The 15,609-nt window shown below is 63.8% G+C and carries 15 protein-coding genes; 6 read left to right on the forward strand and 9 right to left on the reverse strand.

Annotated elements, in window-relative coordinates; genetic code table 11:
• Window positions 1-5: 5 nt before the first annotated feature.
• Genes ACG873_RS27520 through ACG873_RS27530 form a run of 3 tightly spaced genes read left to right on the forward strand, consistent with a single transcriptional unit; the run spans window position 6 to window position 2,500 of the window.
• On the forward strand, window positions 6-950 hold the full coding sequence (locus tag ACG873_RS27520; protein WP_394888903.1) for a 3-keto-5-aminohexanoate cleavage protein: 945 nt from the start codon (window positions 6-8) through the stop codon (window positions 948-950).
• A 5-nt stretch (window positions 951-955) separates the two neighbouring features.
• Window positions 956-1,462 carry a GNAT family N-acetyltransferase gene (locus tag ACG873_RS27525; RefSeq protein WP_394888905.1) on the forward strand — a complete coding sequence of 169 codons (507 nt, stop codon included), beginning with the start codon at window positions 956-958 and terminating at the stop codon, window positions 1,460-1,462.
• A 6-nt stretch (window positions 1,463-1,468) separates the two neighbouring features.
• Window positions 1,469-2,500, forward strand: a complete 1,032-nt coding sequence (locus ACG873_RS27530; protein ID WP_394888907.1) for a histone deacetylase family protein — start codon at window positions 1,469-1,471, stop codon at window positions 2,498-2,500.
• Between the two features lie 41 nt (window positions 2,501-2,541).
• On the opposite strand, the gene ACG873_RS27535 is transcribed toward ACG873_RS27530, so the two are convergent.
• The 5 genes from ACG873_RS27535 to gyrB form a co-directional block, all read right to left on the reverse strand.
• Window positions 2,542-3,441 (reverse strand): hypothetical protein, encoded by a 900-nt coding sequence (locus ACG873_RS27535; RefSeq protein WP_394888908.1) that lies wholly within the window; start codon window positions 3,439-3,441, stop codon window positions 2,542-2,544.
• A 439-nt stretch (window positions 3,442-3,880) separates the two neighbouring features.
• Window positions 3,881-4,087 (reverse strand): hypothetical protein, encoded by a 207-nt coding sequence (locus ACG873_RS27540; RefSeq protein WP_394888910.1) that lies wholly within the window; start codon window positions 4,085-4,087, stop codon window positions 3,881-3,883.
• A 114-nt stretch (window positions 4,088-4,201) separates the two neighbouring features.
• The gene (locus ACG873_RS27545) at window positions 4,202-4,528 is read right to left on the reverse strand and encodes a hypothetical protein (protein WP_394888912.1); all 327 of its coding nucleotides are present in this window, start codon (window positions 4,526-4,528) and stop codon (window positions 4,202-4,204) included.
• Between the two features lie 437 nt (window positions 4,529-4,965).
• Entirely contained in the window at window positions 4,966-5,829 is an 864-nt protein-coding gene (locus ACG873_RS27550; RefSeq protein WP_394888914.1) for a Ku protein, read from the reverse strand.
• Between the two features lie 364 nt (window positions 5,830-6,193).
• Complete coding sequence (gene gyrB, locus ACG873_RS27555; RefSeq protein ID WP_394888916.1) at window positions 6,194-8,641, reverse strand: DNA topoisomerase (ATP-hydrolyzing) subunit B; 2,448 nt, start codon at window positions 8,639-8,641, stop codon at window positions 6,194-6,196.
• Between the two features lie 294 nt (window positions 8,642-8,935).
• Between gyrB and ACG873_RS27560 the strand changes: the two genes are divergently transcribed.
• Window positions 8,936-10,315 carry a PQQ-dependent sugar dehydrogenase gene (locus tag ACG873_RS27560; protein WP_394888918.1) on the forward strand — a complete coding sequence of 460 codons (1,380 nt, stop codon included), beginning with the start codon at window positions 8,936-8,938 and terminating at the stop codon, window positions 10,313-10,315.
• A gap of 81 nt (window positions 10,316-10,396) precedes the next feature.
• Window positions 10,397-11,767 (forward strand): cytochrome P450, encoded by a 1,371-nt coding sequence (locus tag ACG873_RS27565; protein WP_394893739.1) that lies wholly within the window; start codon window positions 10,397-10,399, stop codon window positions 11,765-11,767.
• Window positions 11,768-11,943: 176 nt separating this feature from the next.
• Here ACG873_RS27565 and ACG873_RS27570 read toward each other — a convergent pair whose 3' ends face one another.
• The 3 genes from ACG873_RS27570 to rsmI all read right to left on the reverse strand — a co-directional run bounded on the left by ACG873_RS27570 (window position 11,944) and on the right by rsmI (window position 14,121).
• Window positions 11,944-12,771: a cyclase family protein gene (locus tag ACG873_RS27570; protein WP_394888919.1), complete on the reverse strand. Its 828-nt coding sequence runs from the start codon at window positions 12,769-12,771 to the stop codon at window positions 11,944-11,946.
• A gap of 79 nt (window positions 12,772-12,850) precedes the next feature.
• Window positions 12,851-13,225 (reverse strand): YraN family protein, encoded by a 375-nt coding sequence (locus ACG873_RS27575; protein WP_394888920.1) that lies wholly within the window; start codon window positions 13,223-13,225, stop codon window positions 12,851-12,853.
• On the reverse strand, window positions 13,225-14,121 hold the full coding sequence (rsmI, locus tag ACG873_RS27580) for a 16S rRNA (cytidine(1402)-2'-O)-methyltransferase (RefSeq protein WP_394888921.1): 897 nt from the start codon (window positions 14,119-14,121) through the stop codon (window positions 13,225-13,227). The genes ACG873_RS27575 and rsmI overlap by 1 nt, the downstream gene beginning before the upstream one ends.
• 130 nt (window positions 14,122-14,251) lie before the next feature.
• Here rsmI and ACG873_RS27585 point away from each other — a divergent pair, with 130 nt between their 5' ends.
• Window positions 14,252-14,449, forward strand: coding sequence for a hypothetical protein (locus ACG873_RS27585; RefSeq protein WP_394888922.1), 198 nt, complete (start codon window positions 14,252-14,254; stop codon window positions 14,447-14,449).
• Between the two features lie 2 nt (window positions 14,450-14,451).
• On the opposite strand, the gene hemW is transcribed toward ACG873_RS27585, so the two are convergent.
• Window positions 14,452-15,606: a radical SAM family heme chaperone HemW gene (gene hemW / locus ACG873_RS27590; RefSeq protein ID WP_394888923.1), complete on the reverse strand. Its 1,155-nt coding sequence runs from the start codon at window positions 15,604-15,606 to the stop codon at window positions 14,452-14,454.
• Between the last annotated feature and the right edge of the window lie 3 nt (window positions 15,607-15,609).

A 15,609-nucleotide genomic window follows, 5' to 3' on the forward strand; every position in this document is an offset into this window, starting at 1 on the left:
CGCACATGGCCGAGAACAGGAAGACCCGGAAGAAAGTCGTCATCACCTGCGCGGTCACGGGATCGGTGCACACGCCGTCCATGTCGCCCTATCTGCCGGTGACGCCGGACCAGATCGCCGCCGAGGCGATAGCGGCGGCGGAAGCCGGCGCATCGATCCTGCATCTCCACGCCCGTGACCCCAACGACGGCCGCCCGACCGCCGATCCGGACGTGTTCATGCAGTTCCTGCCGCGTATCAAGCGGGCGACGGACGCGGTCATCAACATCTCGACCGGCGGCTCGTCGCTGATGTCGCTCGACGAGCGGCTTGCCATCTCCGTCAGGGCCGAGCCCGAAATGTGCTCGCTCAACATGGGGTCGATGAATTTCGCGCTGTTCCCGGCGCTCGACAAGCCGACCGAATGGAAGCACGACTGGGAGCCGAAGCTGCTCGAGGCGACGCGTGGCACGATCTTCAAGAACAGCTTCGCCGACATCGAAGCGATCCTGACGCGCCTTGGCCAAGGCTGCGGCACACGCTTCGAATTCGAGTGCTACGATGTCGGCCACCTCTATTCTCTGGCGCATTTCCGCGACCGCGGCCTGGTTTCAGGCCCGCTTTTCATCCAGTTTGTGTTCGGCGTTCTAGGCGGCATCGGCGCCGACCCCGAAAACCTCACCCACATGAAGCGCATCGCCGACAAGCTGTTCGGGGGCGACTACAGCTTTTCCGTGCTGGCCGCCGGCCGCAGGCAGATGCCGATGATCACCATGGCCGCGGCCATGGGCGGCAATGTCCGCGTCGGGCTGGAGGACAGCCTCTATGACGGCCGCGACCTGGCTAAGTCGAACGCCGATCAGGTCCGCCGCATCCGCACCATCCTGGAGGCGCTGGCGCTGGAGGTCGCGACGCCCGCCGAAGCGCGCGAGATGCTGGCGCTCAAGGGCGGCGACCGGGTGGCGTTTTAGACGCTATGGCCGGCCACAATCACCCCCTCATCCGCCCGGCGACCATTGACGACGCCGAGACGATCCATGCTGCGATCCTCGGCATCGCCGAGGCGGTTGGCGAATTGCACAAGGTGAGAAGCACGCCGGATGACATACGCCGCTTCGGTTTCGGTCCAACTCCGGCATTCGAGGCGCTGATTGCCGAAGTCGAGGGCATCTTCGCCGGCCTCTGTCTCTTCTTCCCGAGCTTCTCGACTTGGCAAGGACGCCCGGGCGTCTATGTTCAGGATCTGTTCGTGGCGAAGGATTTTCGCGGACTTGGCGTCGGCGAGAAGCTGTTGAAACGGCTGGCGGCGGTGACGCGGGAACGCGGCGGCCACTACATCCGCCTTTCCGTCGACACCGGCAATCACAGCGCCCAGGCATTTTACCAGCGTCTCGGGCTTCGCCTATCGGACGCCGAGCAGATATATGCCGCCTATCGCGAGGATTTCAACGCGCTCGCCGACGCTGGCGATGACGAGGGGTAAGCTGTTATGAAAGCCTTCTTTGCCGACGAACAAAGACGCCACGACCCGAAGGCATTCTTATCAAGCGGGGCGCCGCAGCCCAATCCGGAAAAGCCGGAACGCGTCGAGCGGCTGCTTGCCGGCGCACGCGCTGCTGGATGCGAAATCGTCCGCCCGCGCGATTTTGGTCTTGGGCCGATCGCCGCCGTCCACACGCCGGAATATCTGGAATTCCTCGAAAACATCTTTGCGCGCTGGCGGCGCATCGAAGGCGCGTCGGCGGAAGTGATCCCCAACATCCATCCGATCGCGCGCGGCGGCAGCTATCCGGCGTCGGCGGTCGGACAAGCCGGCTATCATATGGCCGACACGGCCTGTCCGATCTCGGCCGAAACTTTTGACAGCGCCTGCTGGAGCGCATGGTCGGCGGTCGAGGCAGCCGAAGCGGTGATGTCCGGCGCACCGGCCGCCTATGCGCTCTGCCGCCCGCCCGGCCATCATGCCTTTGCCGATGTCGCCGGCGGCTTCTGCTTCATCAACAATTCGGCGGTCGCCGCCGAGCATCTGCGGAAATCGGCGGCCCGCGTGGCGATCCTCGATGTCGACCTGCATCACGGCAACGGCACCCAGGGCATTTTCTACGCCCGGCCGGACGTGCTGACGGTTTCGATTCATGCTGATCCCGTCCGGTTCTATCCATTCTTTTGGGGTCATGCCGACGAGCGCGGCGAAGGGCCGGGCCTCGGTTACAATTTGAACCTGCCGCTCACGCGCAAGTCTGGCGACGAGCGATTTCTGGAAGCGCTGGCCACTGCCCGCCAGCGAATCCGCGCTTTTGCGCCGGACGCACTGGTGGTGGCGCTCGGGCTGGACGCGTTCGAGGGCGATCCGTTCGGTGGACTGTCGGTCACTACGCCAGGATTTTCTCGCATTGCCGAGGCGATCGCTGGGCTTGGTCTACCGACTGTTATCGTCCAGGAAGGCGGCTATCTCTGCGACGCGCTCGGCGACAATCTGACCGCCTTTCTCGGCGGCTATGGCAACGCGTTGAAAGTATAGGGGTGAGAAAAGAGCTGCGCCGCCAGCGCAGCTCTCGATCGCTACCAGGGACGCCGCCAGTCGGCGAACACCGTCTTGTTGTCGCGGTGGTTGCCGCCCAATGTCGCGCCGTAATACGCGCCGACTGCGCTGACCAGAAACGAGGCGGCGGTGACGAAGGCCGCGATCATCGCCACTTTGCGCGCCGTTTCGGCCGCCTGCCTCGCTTCCGCTTCGGCCGCCTGCGCATCGGCCAGCAACGCATCGACGCGTTGCTGCGCCTGCGCCTCATCCAGGCCTGCGCGGGCGGCGATGGTTGTCGTCAGATATTGCCGGTCGGCGTCGTTCAGCGCGCCGTCTGATACGGCGGTGGTGAGCACGCGGCCTATTTCGTCACGCGCTTCGGCGCTCACCGGCGCCGCCGCCGGGTCTCCGGAACGCAGGAATCTGTCGACCAAAAGGTCGTAGGCGCCCGACAGAGGATCTTCGCCTTCGGCGGTGCCCGCGCCGCTGGCTGCGCCCGCCGCTATCGTGCTCATCGAAGTGGCGGCGGTGCTCGCCGCGCCGCTTATGCCGGATACGGCGATGAAGGCGCCGACCAGGGCGCCGAGTGCCCATACGATCAGCCCGTGCGAGCCGTCGCGAATGTCCGACTCGTCTTCGGTCGCGTCATGTTTGCGTCGCCGCAGCCTCCCGGTGAGGTAGCCGCCGGCGATGAAGCTCGAAATCTGCACCCAAAGCAGCCACAGCGCGGCGGCAATCAGGAACCAGAACAGCGACATGCCGCTGCCTTCATAAGGTGAAGTAAGCGACAGGCCGAGCGCCGAACCGAATGTCAGGAGCACGAATGATATGGCAGTGGCGAATATTGTGCCGGCAAAGATCGCCGGCCAGTCGACATAGGAACTTTCCTCGGCCTGCACGCCGCCGACCGATATCAGGGGAGAGTCGGAAATGGCCATCGAAGATCTCCTCGAAACGTTGCGGAAACTCAGCGCCGCCGACGTCAGAAGTCAGGCGGGAGGTTCCCGGATTGCGCGGCGGTCAGCGCAGCCCGAACAGCGACAGCACTGCTAGAATGACCACGACAAGGCCGATGAGATAAATGATACCGTGCATTTCGGTCTCTCCCTTCGCGCGCATTGAATAAATGCCCGAAATCAACCAGCAGCAGGCAAGTTGGTTCCCGCGGCGCGCCAGAACAGGTTTTGCGCAGCAGACGTTGGCCGTCCTAGGCATAACACGGAAGGCGTGGCCGAAGCGCTTCACGCCCTTGATGGCGGCTCAGGGCGAGCCACAAAGGCGGGCCACAGGAAGTTACTTGGCAATTGGCCAGGGCGGCCAGTTTGGTGGGGTCGGAAATCGGTGCGCGATTCTTCCCTTGTCACGCCTCCGTTGCGCTCAGTGCCTTGTGTGGGCGTCGCGCGGGGCTTGCGCGCCGGCATGGATGCCGGGGCTACGTTTCTGGAACGGAACCCATGGATTGGCGCGGATGATCTGTTCGAGCTGTTCGGGCCTGTCCACGGAACGGCCCAGTCCCTGCTGCCTGCGCTGGTTGAGCCACAGAGGCTTCATTTCTGCCAGGAAACTGCTGATCAATTTCTTCATTTGGCGTACCTCCCAGGAGCATCGGCCGCACCCACTCTTCAACAGCGGAGAAGCCCGTTGGTTCCCCATATTGCGCAAGAATGCGCCTTAAAACGGGCGGTTTAGGGCCGGAGGTCAATCGCCGAAGCGGCCGCCGTTGTCGGGCTTCCGGAGGTGGCTGCGGATAGCAGCTTCCTCCCCGTCGTCGGGCAGCGCCTCGTCGCTCTCCTGGTAGGGGTTGTCGTCGTCCTCCTCCTGCGAAAGGTCGACGTCCTCGGAGACTATTTCCACCTCTTCCGAGGCGAAAACGTCCTCCTCGTCGGCGCCTGCTTCAGCCTCGGCGGGGTCGATGCGTTCCCAATCCTCTTCCACAATCGGCTCATCGTCCTCTACCACAACCGGGGCATCGTCCTCTGTCGGATTGCTGGACTGCCCTGGTTTGTCCTGATCTGCCATCGTCATCGCGGATGCCTTTCTTGTTGCCCCTTCAGGTGTTCTTGCCGCCTCCCGCCGGGCGGTGGCAAAAGCGCGATTGGACGCCGTATCCGGTTTTCCGCCATTACGCGGTTGACCACCCAGCCGGCAAAGAGAATGGAGAGCATGCGAACCATGTTCAGCGTCTCTTCACGGGCTTGAAATCGGCCGTTTCGGGTGGCCAATGCGGAAACCAGCGCGCCTTCGCCAGGGCCAGAAGCAGATTGATCAACCTGTCCATCGCTTTCTCCCTTTAGAAGGCCGCGCGTCCTTTCGGACGCGCAAAGGACGCTCTTGATCCGCGCATGATCCTTTCCGAAACCGATTCCGGTTTTCGGGTCATGCGTTAGTGGGGAAAAAGCGGGTGAGCGCGGATTTGGTTCCGGGACGACGCGGAATTTTGTGACGGTCGACGAACGGCGGTTCTAGGCCTTCGTCTTGGCCTTGTCGGAGCCCGACGCCTTCTTGCCCGACGCGGGCTTGTCGTCCGTCTTGCCGCCCGATTTGCCGGCGTCCTCCGCCAGGCTCTTTCTCAAAGCGTCGAAAAGATTGACGACATTGGAGGGTTTCGTTTCCGGTTTTGCCTTCTGTACCTTCTTGCCGGCTTTCTTGGAGCGGACAAGTTCGGCCAGCGCGGCCTCGTAATGGTCCTCGAACTTGGAAGGATCGAACTTCGCCTTCTTCTTGTCGACGATGCCGGCGGCAAGGTCGATCATGTCCTTGTCGAGCTTTACGCTTTTGACGTCGTCGAACACCTCGCCGGGCCGGCGCACCGTGGTGTCGTAGCGCAGCGTGGTCACCAGCATGCCCTTGCCAAACGGCTCGACGAGCACGGGCCGTTCGCGGCGATAGAGCACGACGCGGGCCAACCCGGCCATCTTCTTGGCGCTGAGCGCCTCGCGGATGACGGCGAAGGCCTCCTCCGAGACCTTGTCGGCCGGCGCCAGATAATAGGGCGTGTCGAGATAGACCTCGTCGATTTCGGATTTGTCGATGAAACCTTCCATATCCATCGTGTGCGACGATTCGATCTGGACGGCCTCGATCTCCTCTTCCTCGATCAGCAGGAACTCGTCGTCGCTGATTTCATAGCCCTTGACCTGATCGTCCTCGCCGACAGGCTTGCCGCTGGCGCCATCGATATACTGGCGCTTCACCCTGTTGCCGGTCGCCCGGTTGATCGTGCGGAACGAGATCTTGCCGCCCTGCGTCGTGGCGTTCGACAATTCCACCGCACAGGTCACCAGCGAAAGTTTCAGATAGCCTTTCCATGCCGGGCGGAGCGCCATCACTATGCCTCACATTGTCATGTGCAGGGACAACTCCGACGAGCGGAGGGCCTGCGGAACGCCATAATACGCCTAAACCGGGTTAACGCTATCCTACGCAATGTGCGGCGCGCTCTCCGGTTCCGCGGCTACGATGTGCCCCTTGCTCGCAATAGTGAGGGTTTCGATCTCGCGGAAATAGCGGCTGCCCAGTTCGCCGGCCTTCCTCGCCAGTTCAACCGCGAATCCGGCTGCAACGCGCGAGCATTCCTGTATTCGGGAAACGCAGTGCTCCCCGCCATCTGACTGGCAGACCGATAGCAGGCTTGAATTGGCGGTCGAACTGGCAGCGGCCGCCAGGCTTCAGAAGAATTTCGACGCCCAATTAAACGTCCAGATTGGCCACCGACAGGGCGTTTTCCTGGATGAAATCGCGGCGCGGTTCGACATCGTCGCCCATCAGCCGCGCAAACAGCGAGTCGGCGTCGGTGGCGTCGTTCACCTTGACCTGCAGCAGCGAGCGCACGTTCGGGTCGAGCGTGGTTTCCCAGAGCTGTTCGGCGTTCATTTCGCCGAGACCCTTGTAGCGCTGCATGGTCAGGCCCTTGCGACCGGTGGCGAACACGGCGTCGAGCAGCGCCAGCGGACCCGAAATCGTCTCGGCATTGTCCTTGCGGCGTAGCACCGGCGATTGCGAATAGACCTCGCCGAGGCGATCGGCGTAGCGATGGAGCGCGCGCGCATCGGCCGAGTTGATCAGGCCCATGTCGAGATGCGCATATTCCTTCACGCCGCGCAGCATGCGCTCGAAAATAAAGCCGCCAGGCCCCTCGTTGGAGGTCGCGGTGCGGCCTTCCCAGCCGCGCTCGATGTCCTCGGCGATGGCGTCGAGCCGCTCGGCCACCCTCTGCGCCATCTCGTTGGCGCGGCCGAGATCGTTGAAGATTTCCGGGTTGAGCGCGCCTGCGATCGCCGCCTGCTCGACCACGCCACGATTGTAGCGCGTGTGCAGGCCGTTGATCAGCGAGCGCACGGCGAGCGCGTCGTCGATGGCGCCGCGCAGATCCTTGCCGGCGCGCACTTCGCCGGAAGACAGCGTCAGCGAAGCCTCCTCCAGCCCCGATCCGATCAGGAATTCCTCGAACGCGCCTTCGTCCTTGATGTATTGCGAACTCTTGCCCCGCGTCACCTTGTAGAGCGGCGGCTGCGCGATGAAGAGATGGCCGCGCTCGATCAGTTCCGGCATCTGCCGGAAGAAGAAGGTCAAGAGCAGCGTCCTGATATGCGCGCCGTCCACGTCGGCGTCGGTCATGATGATGATCTTGTGGTAGCGCAATTTGTCGGCGTTGAACTCGTCCTTGCCTATCGAGGTGCCGAGTGCGGTTATCAGCGTGCCGATCATTTCGGACGACAACATGCGGTCGAACCGCGCGCGCTCGACATTGAGGATTTTTCCACGCAGCGGCAAAATGGCCTGGTTCTGGCGCGAGCGTCCGCCCTTGGCCGAGCCGCCGGCGGAATCGCCCTCGACGATGAAGATTTCGGATTTGGCCGGGTCTCGTTCCTGGCAGTCGGCGAGCTTGCCGGGCAGCGAGGTGATGTCGAGCACGCCCTTGCGCCGCGTCAGTTCGCGCGCCTTGCGCGCCGCTTCGCGCGCCGCCGCCGCCTCGACAACCTTGGCGATCAGCGTCTTTGCTTCCGCCGGATGCTCCTCGAGCCAGGTGCCGAGCGCCTCGTTGACGAGGCTTTCGACCACGGGACGCACTTCCGAGGAAACCAGCTTGTCTTTGGTCTGGGAGGAGAATTTCGGATCGGGCACCTTCACCGACAAAACGGCAGTCAGGCCTTCGCGGCTGTCATCGCCGGTGATCGACACCTTTTCCTTCTTGGCGATGCCGGAGGTTTCGGCATAGCCGGTGACCTGGCGCGTCAGCGCACCGCGAAAGCCGGCCAGATGGGTGCCGCCATCGCGCTGCGGGATGTTGTTGGTGAAGGCCAGCACATTCTCGTGATAACTGTCGTTCCACCACATCGCCACTTCCACGGTGATACCGTCGCGCTCCGCCTTGATGGCGATCGGCGTGGAGATCAGCGGCTTCTTGGCGCGGTCGAGATATCTGACGAACTCGATCAGCCCGCCTTCGTAGAGCAGTTCCTGCGTCTTCACATCGGCATGCCGCGCATCGGTCAGGACGATCCTGACGCCCGAATTCAGGAAAGCCAGTTCGCGCAGCCGGTGCTCCAGCGTGCCGTAGTCGAACTCGACCATGGTGAAGGTCTCGCTCGACGGCATGAAGGAAACCTCAGTGCCGGTCGCGTCGCCCGCATCGCCGGTTTCACGCAATGGGGCGTCAGCCACGCCATGCGTGAAGCTCATTTCGAAGATCTTGCCCTTGCGGCGGATCTTCAGCTTCAGCCAGACCGACAGCGCGTTGACCACCGACACGCCGACACCGTGCAGGCCGCCCGAAACCTTGTAGGAATTCTGGTCGAATTTGCCGCCGGCATGCAGCTGCGTCATGATGACTTCGGCGGCCGAAATGCCTTCTCCGGTGTGGATATCGGTCGGAATGCCGCGGCCATTGTCGGTCACCGTCACCGAACCGTCCGGGTTGAGCGTCACCGTCACCAGCGTGGCGTGGCCGGCCAGGGCCTCGTCGATGGCGTTGTCGACCACCTCGTAGACCATGTGGTGCAGGCCCGAACCGTCGTCGGTGTCGCCGATATACATGCCGGGCCGCTTGCGCACGGCGTCCAGGCCCTTGAGAACCTTGATGGAATCGGCGCCGTACTCGGCCGATGCGCCGGCAGCGTTCTCGGAATTATCGCTCATGAAGGACCGTTTTCTCTATGCCGAAAGAAAGCGCGCGAAAAGCAATCGAATCGCGCGCGCTGAGATACTGCAGATATAGGCGTTCCAGGCGGTTTTTCCAAGGTTTGCGGGCGTTTTGATGGCGAGAGAGAACCGCCACGAATTTTGCGCCGGCGCACCTGTCGGCGCCGGGCGGCATCACATTCGGGTGACACTGCGGCCGCAGGCACCAAAGTGCGAAACAGATCGCTGCTTCACCAGTTGTCGGGCAGATAGGGACGAGAATCCGACCGCCACAAAGGAGGAAACGCTGCGATGATTTCCCTATTCAGACTGACGGCGGCGACCGCGCTTGCGACCGCCGCGTCCACAGTCGTCCAGGCGCAGGACGCCCAATCCCCCATGGCCGACCAGGAACCCGGCAAACGGTTCGAAATACGGGTCGAGAACCTGCCCGAACCCTTTGCCGACGAGGCGGTGCGCAACCCGCCGAAAGTGATCCCTCGCAATGGCGAGGCGCCTCAGGCCCCGCAAGGCTTCTCGGTCTCACTATTTGCCGAAGGGCTGAAACATCCACGCAAGTTGCTGGTGCTGGAGAATGGCGACGTGCTTCTGGCCGAACAGGACGCCGGCTACATCACCTTCCTGCGGGATGAGGACGGCGACGGCAAGGCTGATACCGTGTCGCGCTTCGCCGACGGCTTCGAGGAACCCTACGGCATGGCCGTCGTGCCCGACGGCGAGCACAAAGGCCATATACTGGTCGCGGATGCGCAGGGAATATGGCGCGTGCCGTTCAAGATGGACGGCATCAGGCCCGATATGGGCAATCTGCTCAAGCAGGGCGGGGAAGCGACTGGCCCGCAAACGCCTGCAGACCACATCGCCGTAACGGAACAGGGCGTGTTCGGTCCGGTGCAAGGCCATACCTCGCGCTCGCTCGCTGTCGATCCGAAGGACGGCTCCCTCTATGTCGGGGTAGGTTCGATGGGCAACATCGCGGAGGAGCCGGAGATGAAGGCCTCGATCCAGAGGTTCGACGCCGACGGAAAGAACCAGCGAACATTCGCATCCGGAATGCGCAATCCCACCGGCATCCATTTTCATCCCGACACCGGCGAACTATGGGCCGTCGTGCAGGAGCGGGACGGGCTCGGCAACCAGCTGGTCCCGGACTACATGACGCGGGTGACGGAGGGCGATTTTTATGGCTGGCCTTACGCGTATTTGGGCGGCAAGCCGATGCCGGGTTTCGCCGAGCGCGCGCCGGACAAGGTCGAGCAGACGAAAATGCCCGAACTGCTGTTCGAGGCGCATTCCTCGGCCATGGACTTCGCTTTCGTGCCGAACAGCTGGCCCGAAGAATATCGCGGCGACGCGATCGTCGTGCTGAAGGGCTCGTGGAACCGCGCCGACCCGACCGGCTACAAACTGGTGCGCGCGGCTTTCATTGAAGGCGCACCTGAAGGCTGGTACGACAATTTCCTCACCGGCTTCTGGACCGAGGGAGACGCCAGGGCGAATGTCTGGGGCCGCCCCGCCAGCGTGGCCTTCCTGCCTGACGGCGGACTGCTGGTCGCGGACGACAGCGGCGGCACGATCTGGAAGGTTAGCCCGGCCGATCCGACAGCGACTGGCGCGACCGAGCCCGCAATGCCGGCCGGCGAAACGCAGCCCGAAGCGCCGGCCGAGTAGCGGCCGTCCGTTGAAAGCCGGGCAGCGGCGGCCCGGCTTTTCACCGTGACGCCGCCGAGGGGCGGGCCTATATTCCCGGCCATGGACATCAAGCCGGCCCCCTTCATCCCACCCGCGCCGAAGCCGCGCACGAAACCGCCTTCGACGCTGGAGATGATCCGTATCGTCTACCGCAACCCGCTCGAATTGTGGGGTGAGCCCTCCTACAACGAGCCGTGGATTTCGGTTAACGGCATCGGCGGGCCGCTGGTCATCGCCAACGATCCGGGCCTCATCCGCCACGTCCTCGTCGACAACGCCAAGAACTACAAGATGGCGACAGTTCGCCAGATGATCCTGCGACCGATCCTGCGCGACGGGCTGCTGACCGCTGAAGGCGAGGTCTGGAAGCGTTCGCGCAAGGCGATGGCGCCGGTATTCACGCCGCGCCATATATTCGGTTTCGCCAAGCCGATGCTCGACCGCAGCCTCGATTTCGTCAAACGCTACGAGGAAGTCGACAGGACCGACATCTCGCACGACATGACGCAACTCACCTACGACATCCTCGCCGAAACGCTGTTTTCCGGCGAGATCGCAGGCACGCCGGGCGGCTTCAACGCCGAGATCGACCGCCTGTTCGAGACGATGGGCCGCGTCGATCCGCTCGACCTGTTGCGCGCGCCGGAATGGCTGCCGCGCCTCACCCGCTTGCGCGGGCGCAAGACCATGGCCTATTTCCGCAAGATCGTTGCCGACACGGTGGCGATGCGCAAGGAGAAGATCGCCCGCGATCCCAAGGCCGCGCCGGAGGATTTCCTGACGCTGCTGCTGCGCGCCGAAGGCCCGGACGGCCTGTCGCGCGCCGAGATCGAGGACAACATCATCACCTTCATCGGCGCCGGCCACGAAACGACGGCGCGCGCGCTCGGCTGGACCATTTATTGCCTGGCCGAAGCGCCGTGGGAGCGCGACCAGGTCGAGGCCGAGATCGACGCGGTGCTCGCCCGCGAGCCCGATCCGGTCAAATGGCTCGACGCCATGCCCTTTACCCGCGCCGCCTTCGAGGAGGCGCTGCGCCTCTATCCGCCCGCGCCCTCCATCAACCGCGAGCCGATCGAGCCGGAGACATACAAGGGCCTGTACATACCGAAACGTGCGGCCGTTCTGATGATGCCCTGGACCGTGCACCGCCACCGCAAGCTCTGGGACCAGCCCGACGCCTTCATGCCAGAGCGCTTCCACCCCGGCAACCGCGAAAAAATCGACCGCTACCAGTACCTGCCGTTCGGCGCCGGGCCTCGCGTCTGCATCGGCGCGAGCTTCGCCATGCAGGAAGCGGTAATCGCGCTGGCGGCCCTGTTCTCACGCTTCCGCTTCGACACGCTCGCCGAGACGAAGCCATGGCCGGTGCAAAAGCTGACGACGCAGCCGCAGGGCGGCCTGCCGATGCGGGTCACGCCGCGGCGGTAAGAATGGACATTGGATAGTGCCAAGCGCCCTCGTGGTTCGACAAGCTCACCATGAGGGCTACTGTTGCGCCTCCAGATTTTGCCCTCAGGCCGTGAGCCAGTCTCGATGAACGACGTACCTATTGCCTCATGGTGAGCCTGTCGAACCACGAGGCAACGCACAACCGGCCAACCGCTTCACACCATCGCAAATATCCGCGCCGGGCCGCCGGTGCCGCCTCTGATCTTCGGCGCGCCGACCACGATCGTCGCGCCCTTTGCCGGCAACTTGTCCAGATTGGCGACGGCCTCGATACCGTAGCGGCCGGTGGGCAGCCACGTTTTGTGAACGATGAAATCGGGCGATGGCCCGTGATCGAGCGACAGTGTATCGACCGCGATGGCCTTCACCGAAGGCTGCTCGATCAGGAACTGCGCCGCCTCGACATGAAATCCGGGGAAATGCAGCGTCTTGCCGTCATCGCCGACATTGCGGAACTTTTCGGTCGCCACATGCGCGCCCCAGCCCGACAGCATGGCCACCACCGCGCCTTCGGGCAGATCGCCATTGGCGGAGATCCACGCCTTGATGTCGTCCGGGGTCACCTGTGCGTCGGGGTCCTTGTCGGCCTTGGCGCGTATGTCGATGACCGCCAGAGGCGCGATCAAATCCTCGACCGGCAGTTCGGCCACCGATTTGCCGTCGGTGGTGAAATGCAGCGGCGCGTCGATATGGGTGCCCGTGTGCTCGCTGATGCGCCACTCATAAAGATTGAACGTGTCCTTGGCGAAGCTGAATTTCTGCTCGGCGAAGAATTGCTGGCCGCCGAAATAGGTCGGAAAATTATCCCAGAGTTCGTGAGTGAGGTCTTCCGCTTTGACCGGATTGTCGGCGGCGAAGAGAGGCTTGGGCGTGGCCGTCGCCGCCAGCGCCGCAGCCGCTGAGGCGGCGATGCTTCCCTTGAAGAAATTGCGGCGGCTGAGCATGCCCGCCTTCACGGATCTGATGACGCAATGATTGCACATGACGCTCTCTCCTTCTGGTAGTCACATCGAAGAGAATGTTGCGCGGATGACTTAAGGGCAAGGCAAAATCCGGTTCGCTTCAGTTCCGCCCGTAAAACGCATTCGGCACATGCACGGGCCAGCGCCACGGCAGCACCGCCACCATGTCGAACCGCACCGACAATTTCCCGAAATCCGGCTGCCGCGACAGCCAGAGATCGGCGCAACCCTCGATGCGCCGCTCCGATCTGCGCGCCAGCGCCTCCATCGCGGCGATCAGCGTTGGCCGCGCCTTGACCTCGACGATGAGCACGAGGTCGCCGCGCCGCGCGATAAGGTCGATTTCGCCGAGTTTTGTCCGGTATCGCCGCTCGACGATCCAAAAACCCTTGGCCATCAACGCCAGCGCCGCCAGCCACTCGCCGCGATGGCCGCGCCGGTAGGCCTTGAAACGTCTGGCCGAGGCGTCGGTCACTAGGCGCTGTCCTTGAGTTCCAGCAGTCGGCGATAGAGCGCCGGCTTCTGCCCGCCGGTCATGCGCGCCGCTTCGGCCGCCGCCTTCGATGCCGGCATTTCCTTTGCCAGCGACAGAAGCAGCCGGTCGACATCCCGCGGATCGGCCGCTTCCGCCTCTTGCGGTGGCCCGACGCAGACGACGATCTCGCCCTTTGGCGTAGGCGCTTGCGCGTAATGCGCCGCGAGCTCGGGAAGCGTGCCGGTGCGCATCTCCTCGAATGTCTTGGTCAATTCGCGGCCGATCGCCGCCGGCCGATTGCCGAACACCTCGGCCATGGCGACGAGAGTGTCGGAGAGCCGGCGCGGCGATTCAAAGAAGATCAGCGTCGCCGGCACAGCCGTCAGCGCAGAAAGCCGCGACCGCCGCTGCCCGTCCTTGACCGGAAGGAAGCCGGCAAACATGAAAGCGTCGGAGGGCAAGCCGGAAGCGGTCAGCGCCGCCAGAACCGCCGAAGCGCCCGGTATCGGCACGACGCGAATGCCCGCCTCCAGCGCCTGCCCGACCAGCCGGAACCCGGGATCGGAAACCAGCGGCGTGCCGGCGTCCGAAACCAGCGCTACGCTTTTCCCGGCCTCCAGCGCCGCGATCAGCCTCGGTCCCGCCTCGCCGGCATTGTGCTCGTGATAGGGTGTCGGCCGCTGGCGGATGCCGTAGCGGTCGAGCAGCACGCGCGTCACCCGCGTATCCTCGCAGGCCAGGATATCGGCGCCGGCCAGCGTCTCCAGCGCCCTCAGCGTGATGTCGCCGAGATTGCCTATCGGCGTGGCGACGAGATAGAGCGCCGGCTCCAGCGGGCGGGCGACGATTTCCGCCTGTCCGACCACGAACGCCCTGCTTTTTTCGTCTTTCTGCACGTTGATCCCCGCTGGCTTTCACCCTCTTCTGCCATGCGCGCGCGGTCGTTGCAAAAGCCGTTCGCGGCGCGCGGAATTTGCGGAACCAAACCGTCACTGCCGTGTTTCACCGGCCCAGCGGAGGATCGAGATGGGCGGTATTGAGTTCCAGGATGTGTTCGAACCCTATTATGCCGGCCGGAAGAACCCGATGCCGCATGAATCGGCTGCCAAGGACAAGGATGCGAACCGCGAGGAAATCAAGCATCAGCTCGCAGAACGCGCCAAGCGATCAAAGAGGCTGAAATCGGCTGCAGCCGCCGTTAAACACCCAAAGCCTCAGCGATAGGATCACCGCGCCAAGTCGGCCACCACGGCGTCGAGCACGATCATGCCCGACTGCGTCGCGCGCAGGCGCGAATTGCCGACCGGCGCCACCAGCCCTTCGCCCTGCAGGATCGATATGCGCGGCGAAGACAGCGGCCGGCCCGAAAGCTGCTCGTAGCGCGCCAGATCGATGCCTTCGGCCAGCCGCAGCCCCATCAGCAGGAACTCGTCGGCCTCATCCGAACGCGTCAGGACCTCTCCGCCGACGACGCCGTGGCCCTTGGCTTCGACCAGGTTCGCCCAGGTTTCCGGCATTTTTTCCGCGATCGTCACCACGCGCCGACCGTTCTCGATGAAGCGCCCATGTGCGCCCGGCCCGACGCCGACATACTCTCCGTAGCGCCAGTAGGTGAGGTTGTGCCGGCTTTCCGCGCCCGGCCTGGCGTGATTGGAAATCTCGTAAGCCGGCAGGCCGCGAGCAGCCGTAACCTCTTGCGTGATCGCATAGAGGTCGGCGGCATGGTCGCCGTCGGGAATTTCGAATTTCCCGGCCGCATAAAGCGTGTGAAAGCGCGTGCCTTCCTCGATGGTCAGCTGATAGAGCGACAGATGGTCCGCCGCATGGCCGATCGCCTGTTCGAGTTCGGCGCTCCAGGCCTCCGGCGTCTGGCCGGGCCGCGCATAAATCAGGTCGAAGGACAAACGTGGAAAGATCTCGCGCGCGAGTTCGATGGCTTGCAGCGCCTCCGAGACATTGTGCAGCCGGCCCAGGAACCGCAGATCGGCATCGTTCAGCGCCTGCACGCCGAGGGAAACCCGGTTGACCCCGGCTGCGCGGTAGCCGCGGAAGCGCTCTGCCTCGACCGAAGACGGATTGGCCTCCAGCGTGATCTCGATGCCGTCCGGCACCGTCCAATGTCGCGCCACCGAGTCGAGCACGCTGGCCACTGTTTCGGGCTGCATCAGTGACGGCGTCCCGCCGCCGAGGAATATGCTGGTCACTTCGCGCGGCCCGGTTCGGGCGCGCATCGTCTTCAGTTCGGTGTCGAAGGCGAGGGCGAAGCGCTCCTGGTCGACCGGCTGATGGCGGACATGGCTGTTGAAATCGCAATACGGGCATTTGGCCGCGCAGAACGGCCAATGCACATAGACGCCGAAGCCCGGCTCGCGGCCTGTCAAGAC

It is taken from the genome of Allomesorhizobium aridi (genome assembly GCF_043769475.1).
In the GTDB taxonomy this organism is placed as follows: Bacteria; Pseudomonadota; Alphaproteobacteria; order Rhizobiales; family Rhizobiaceae; genus Allomesorhizobium.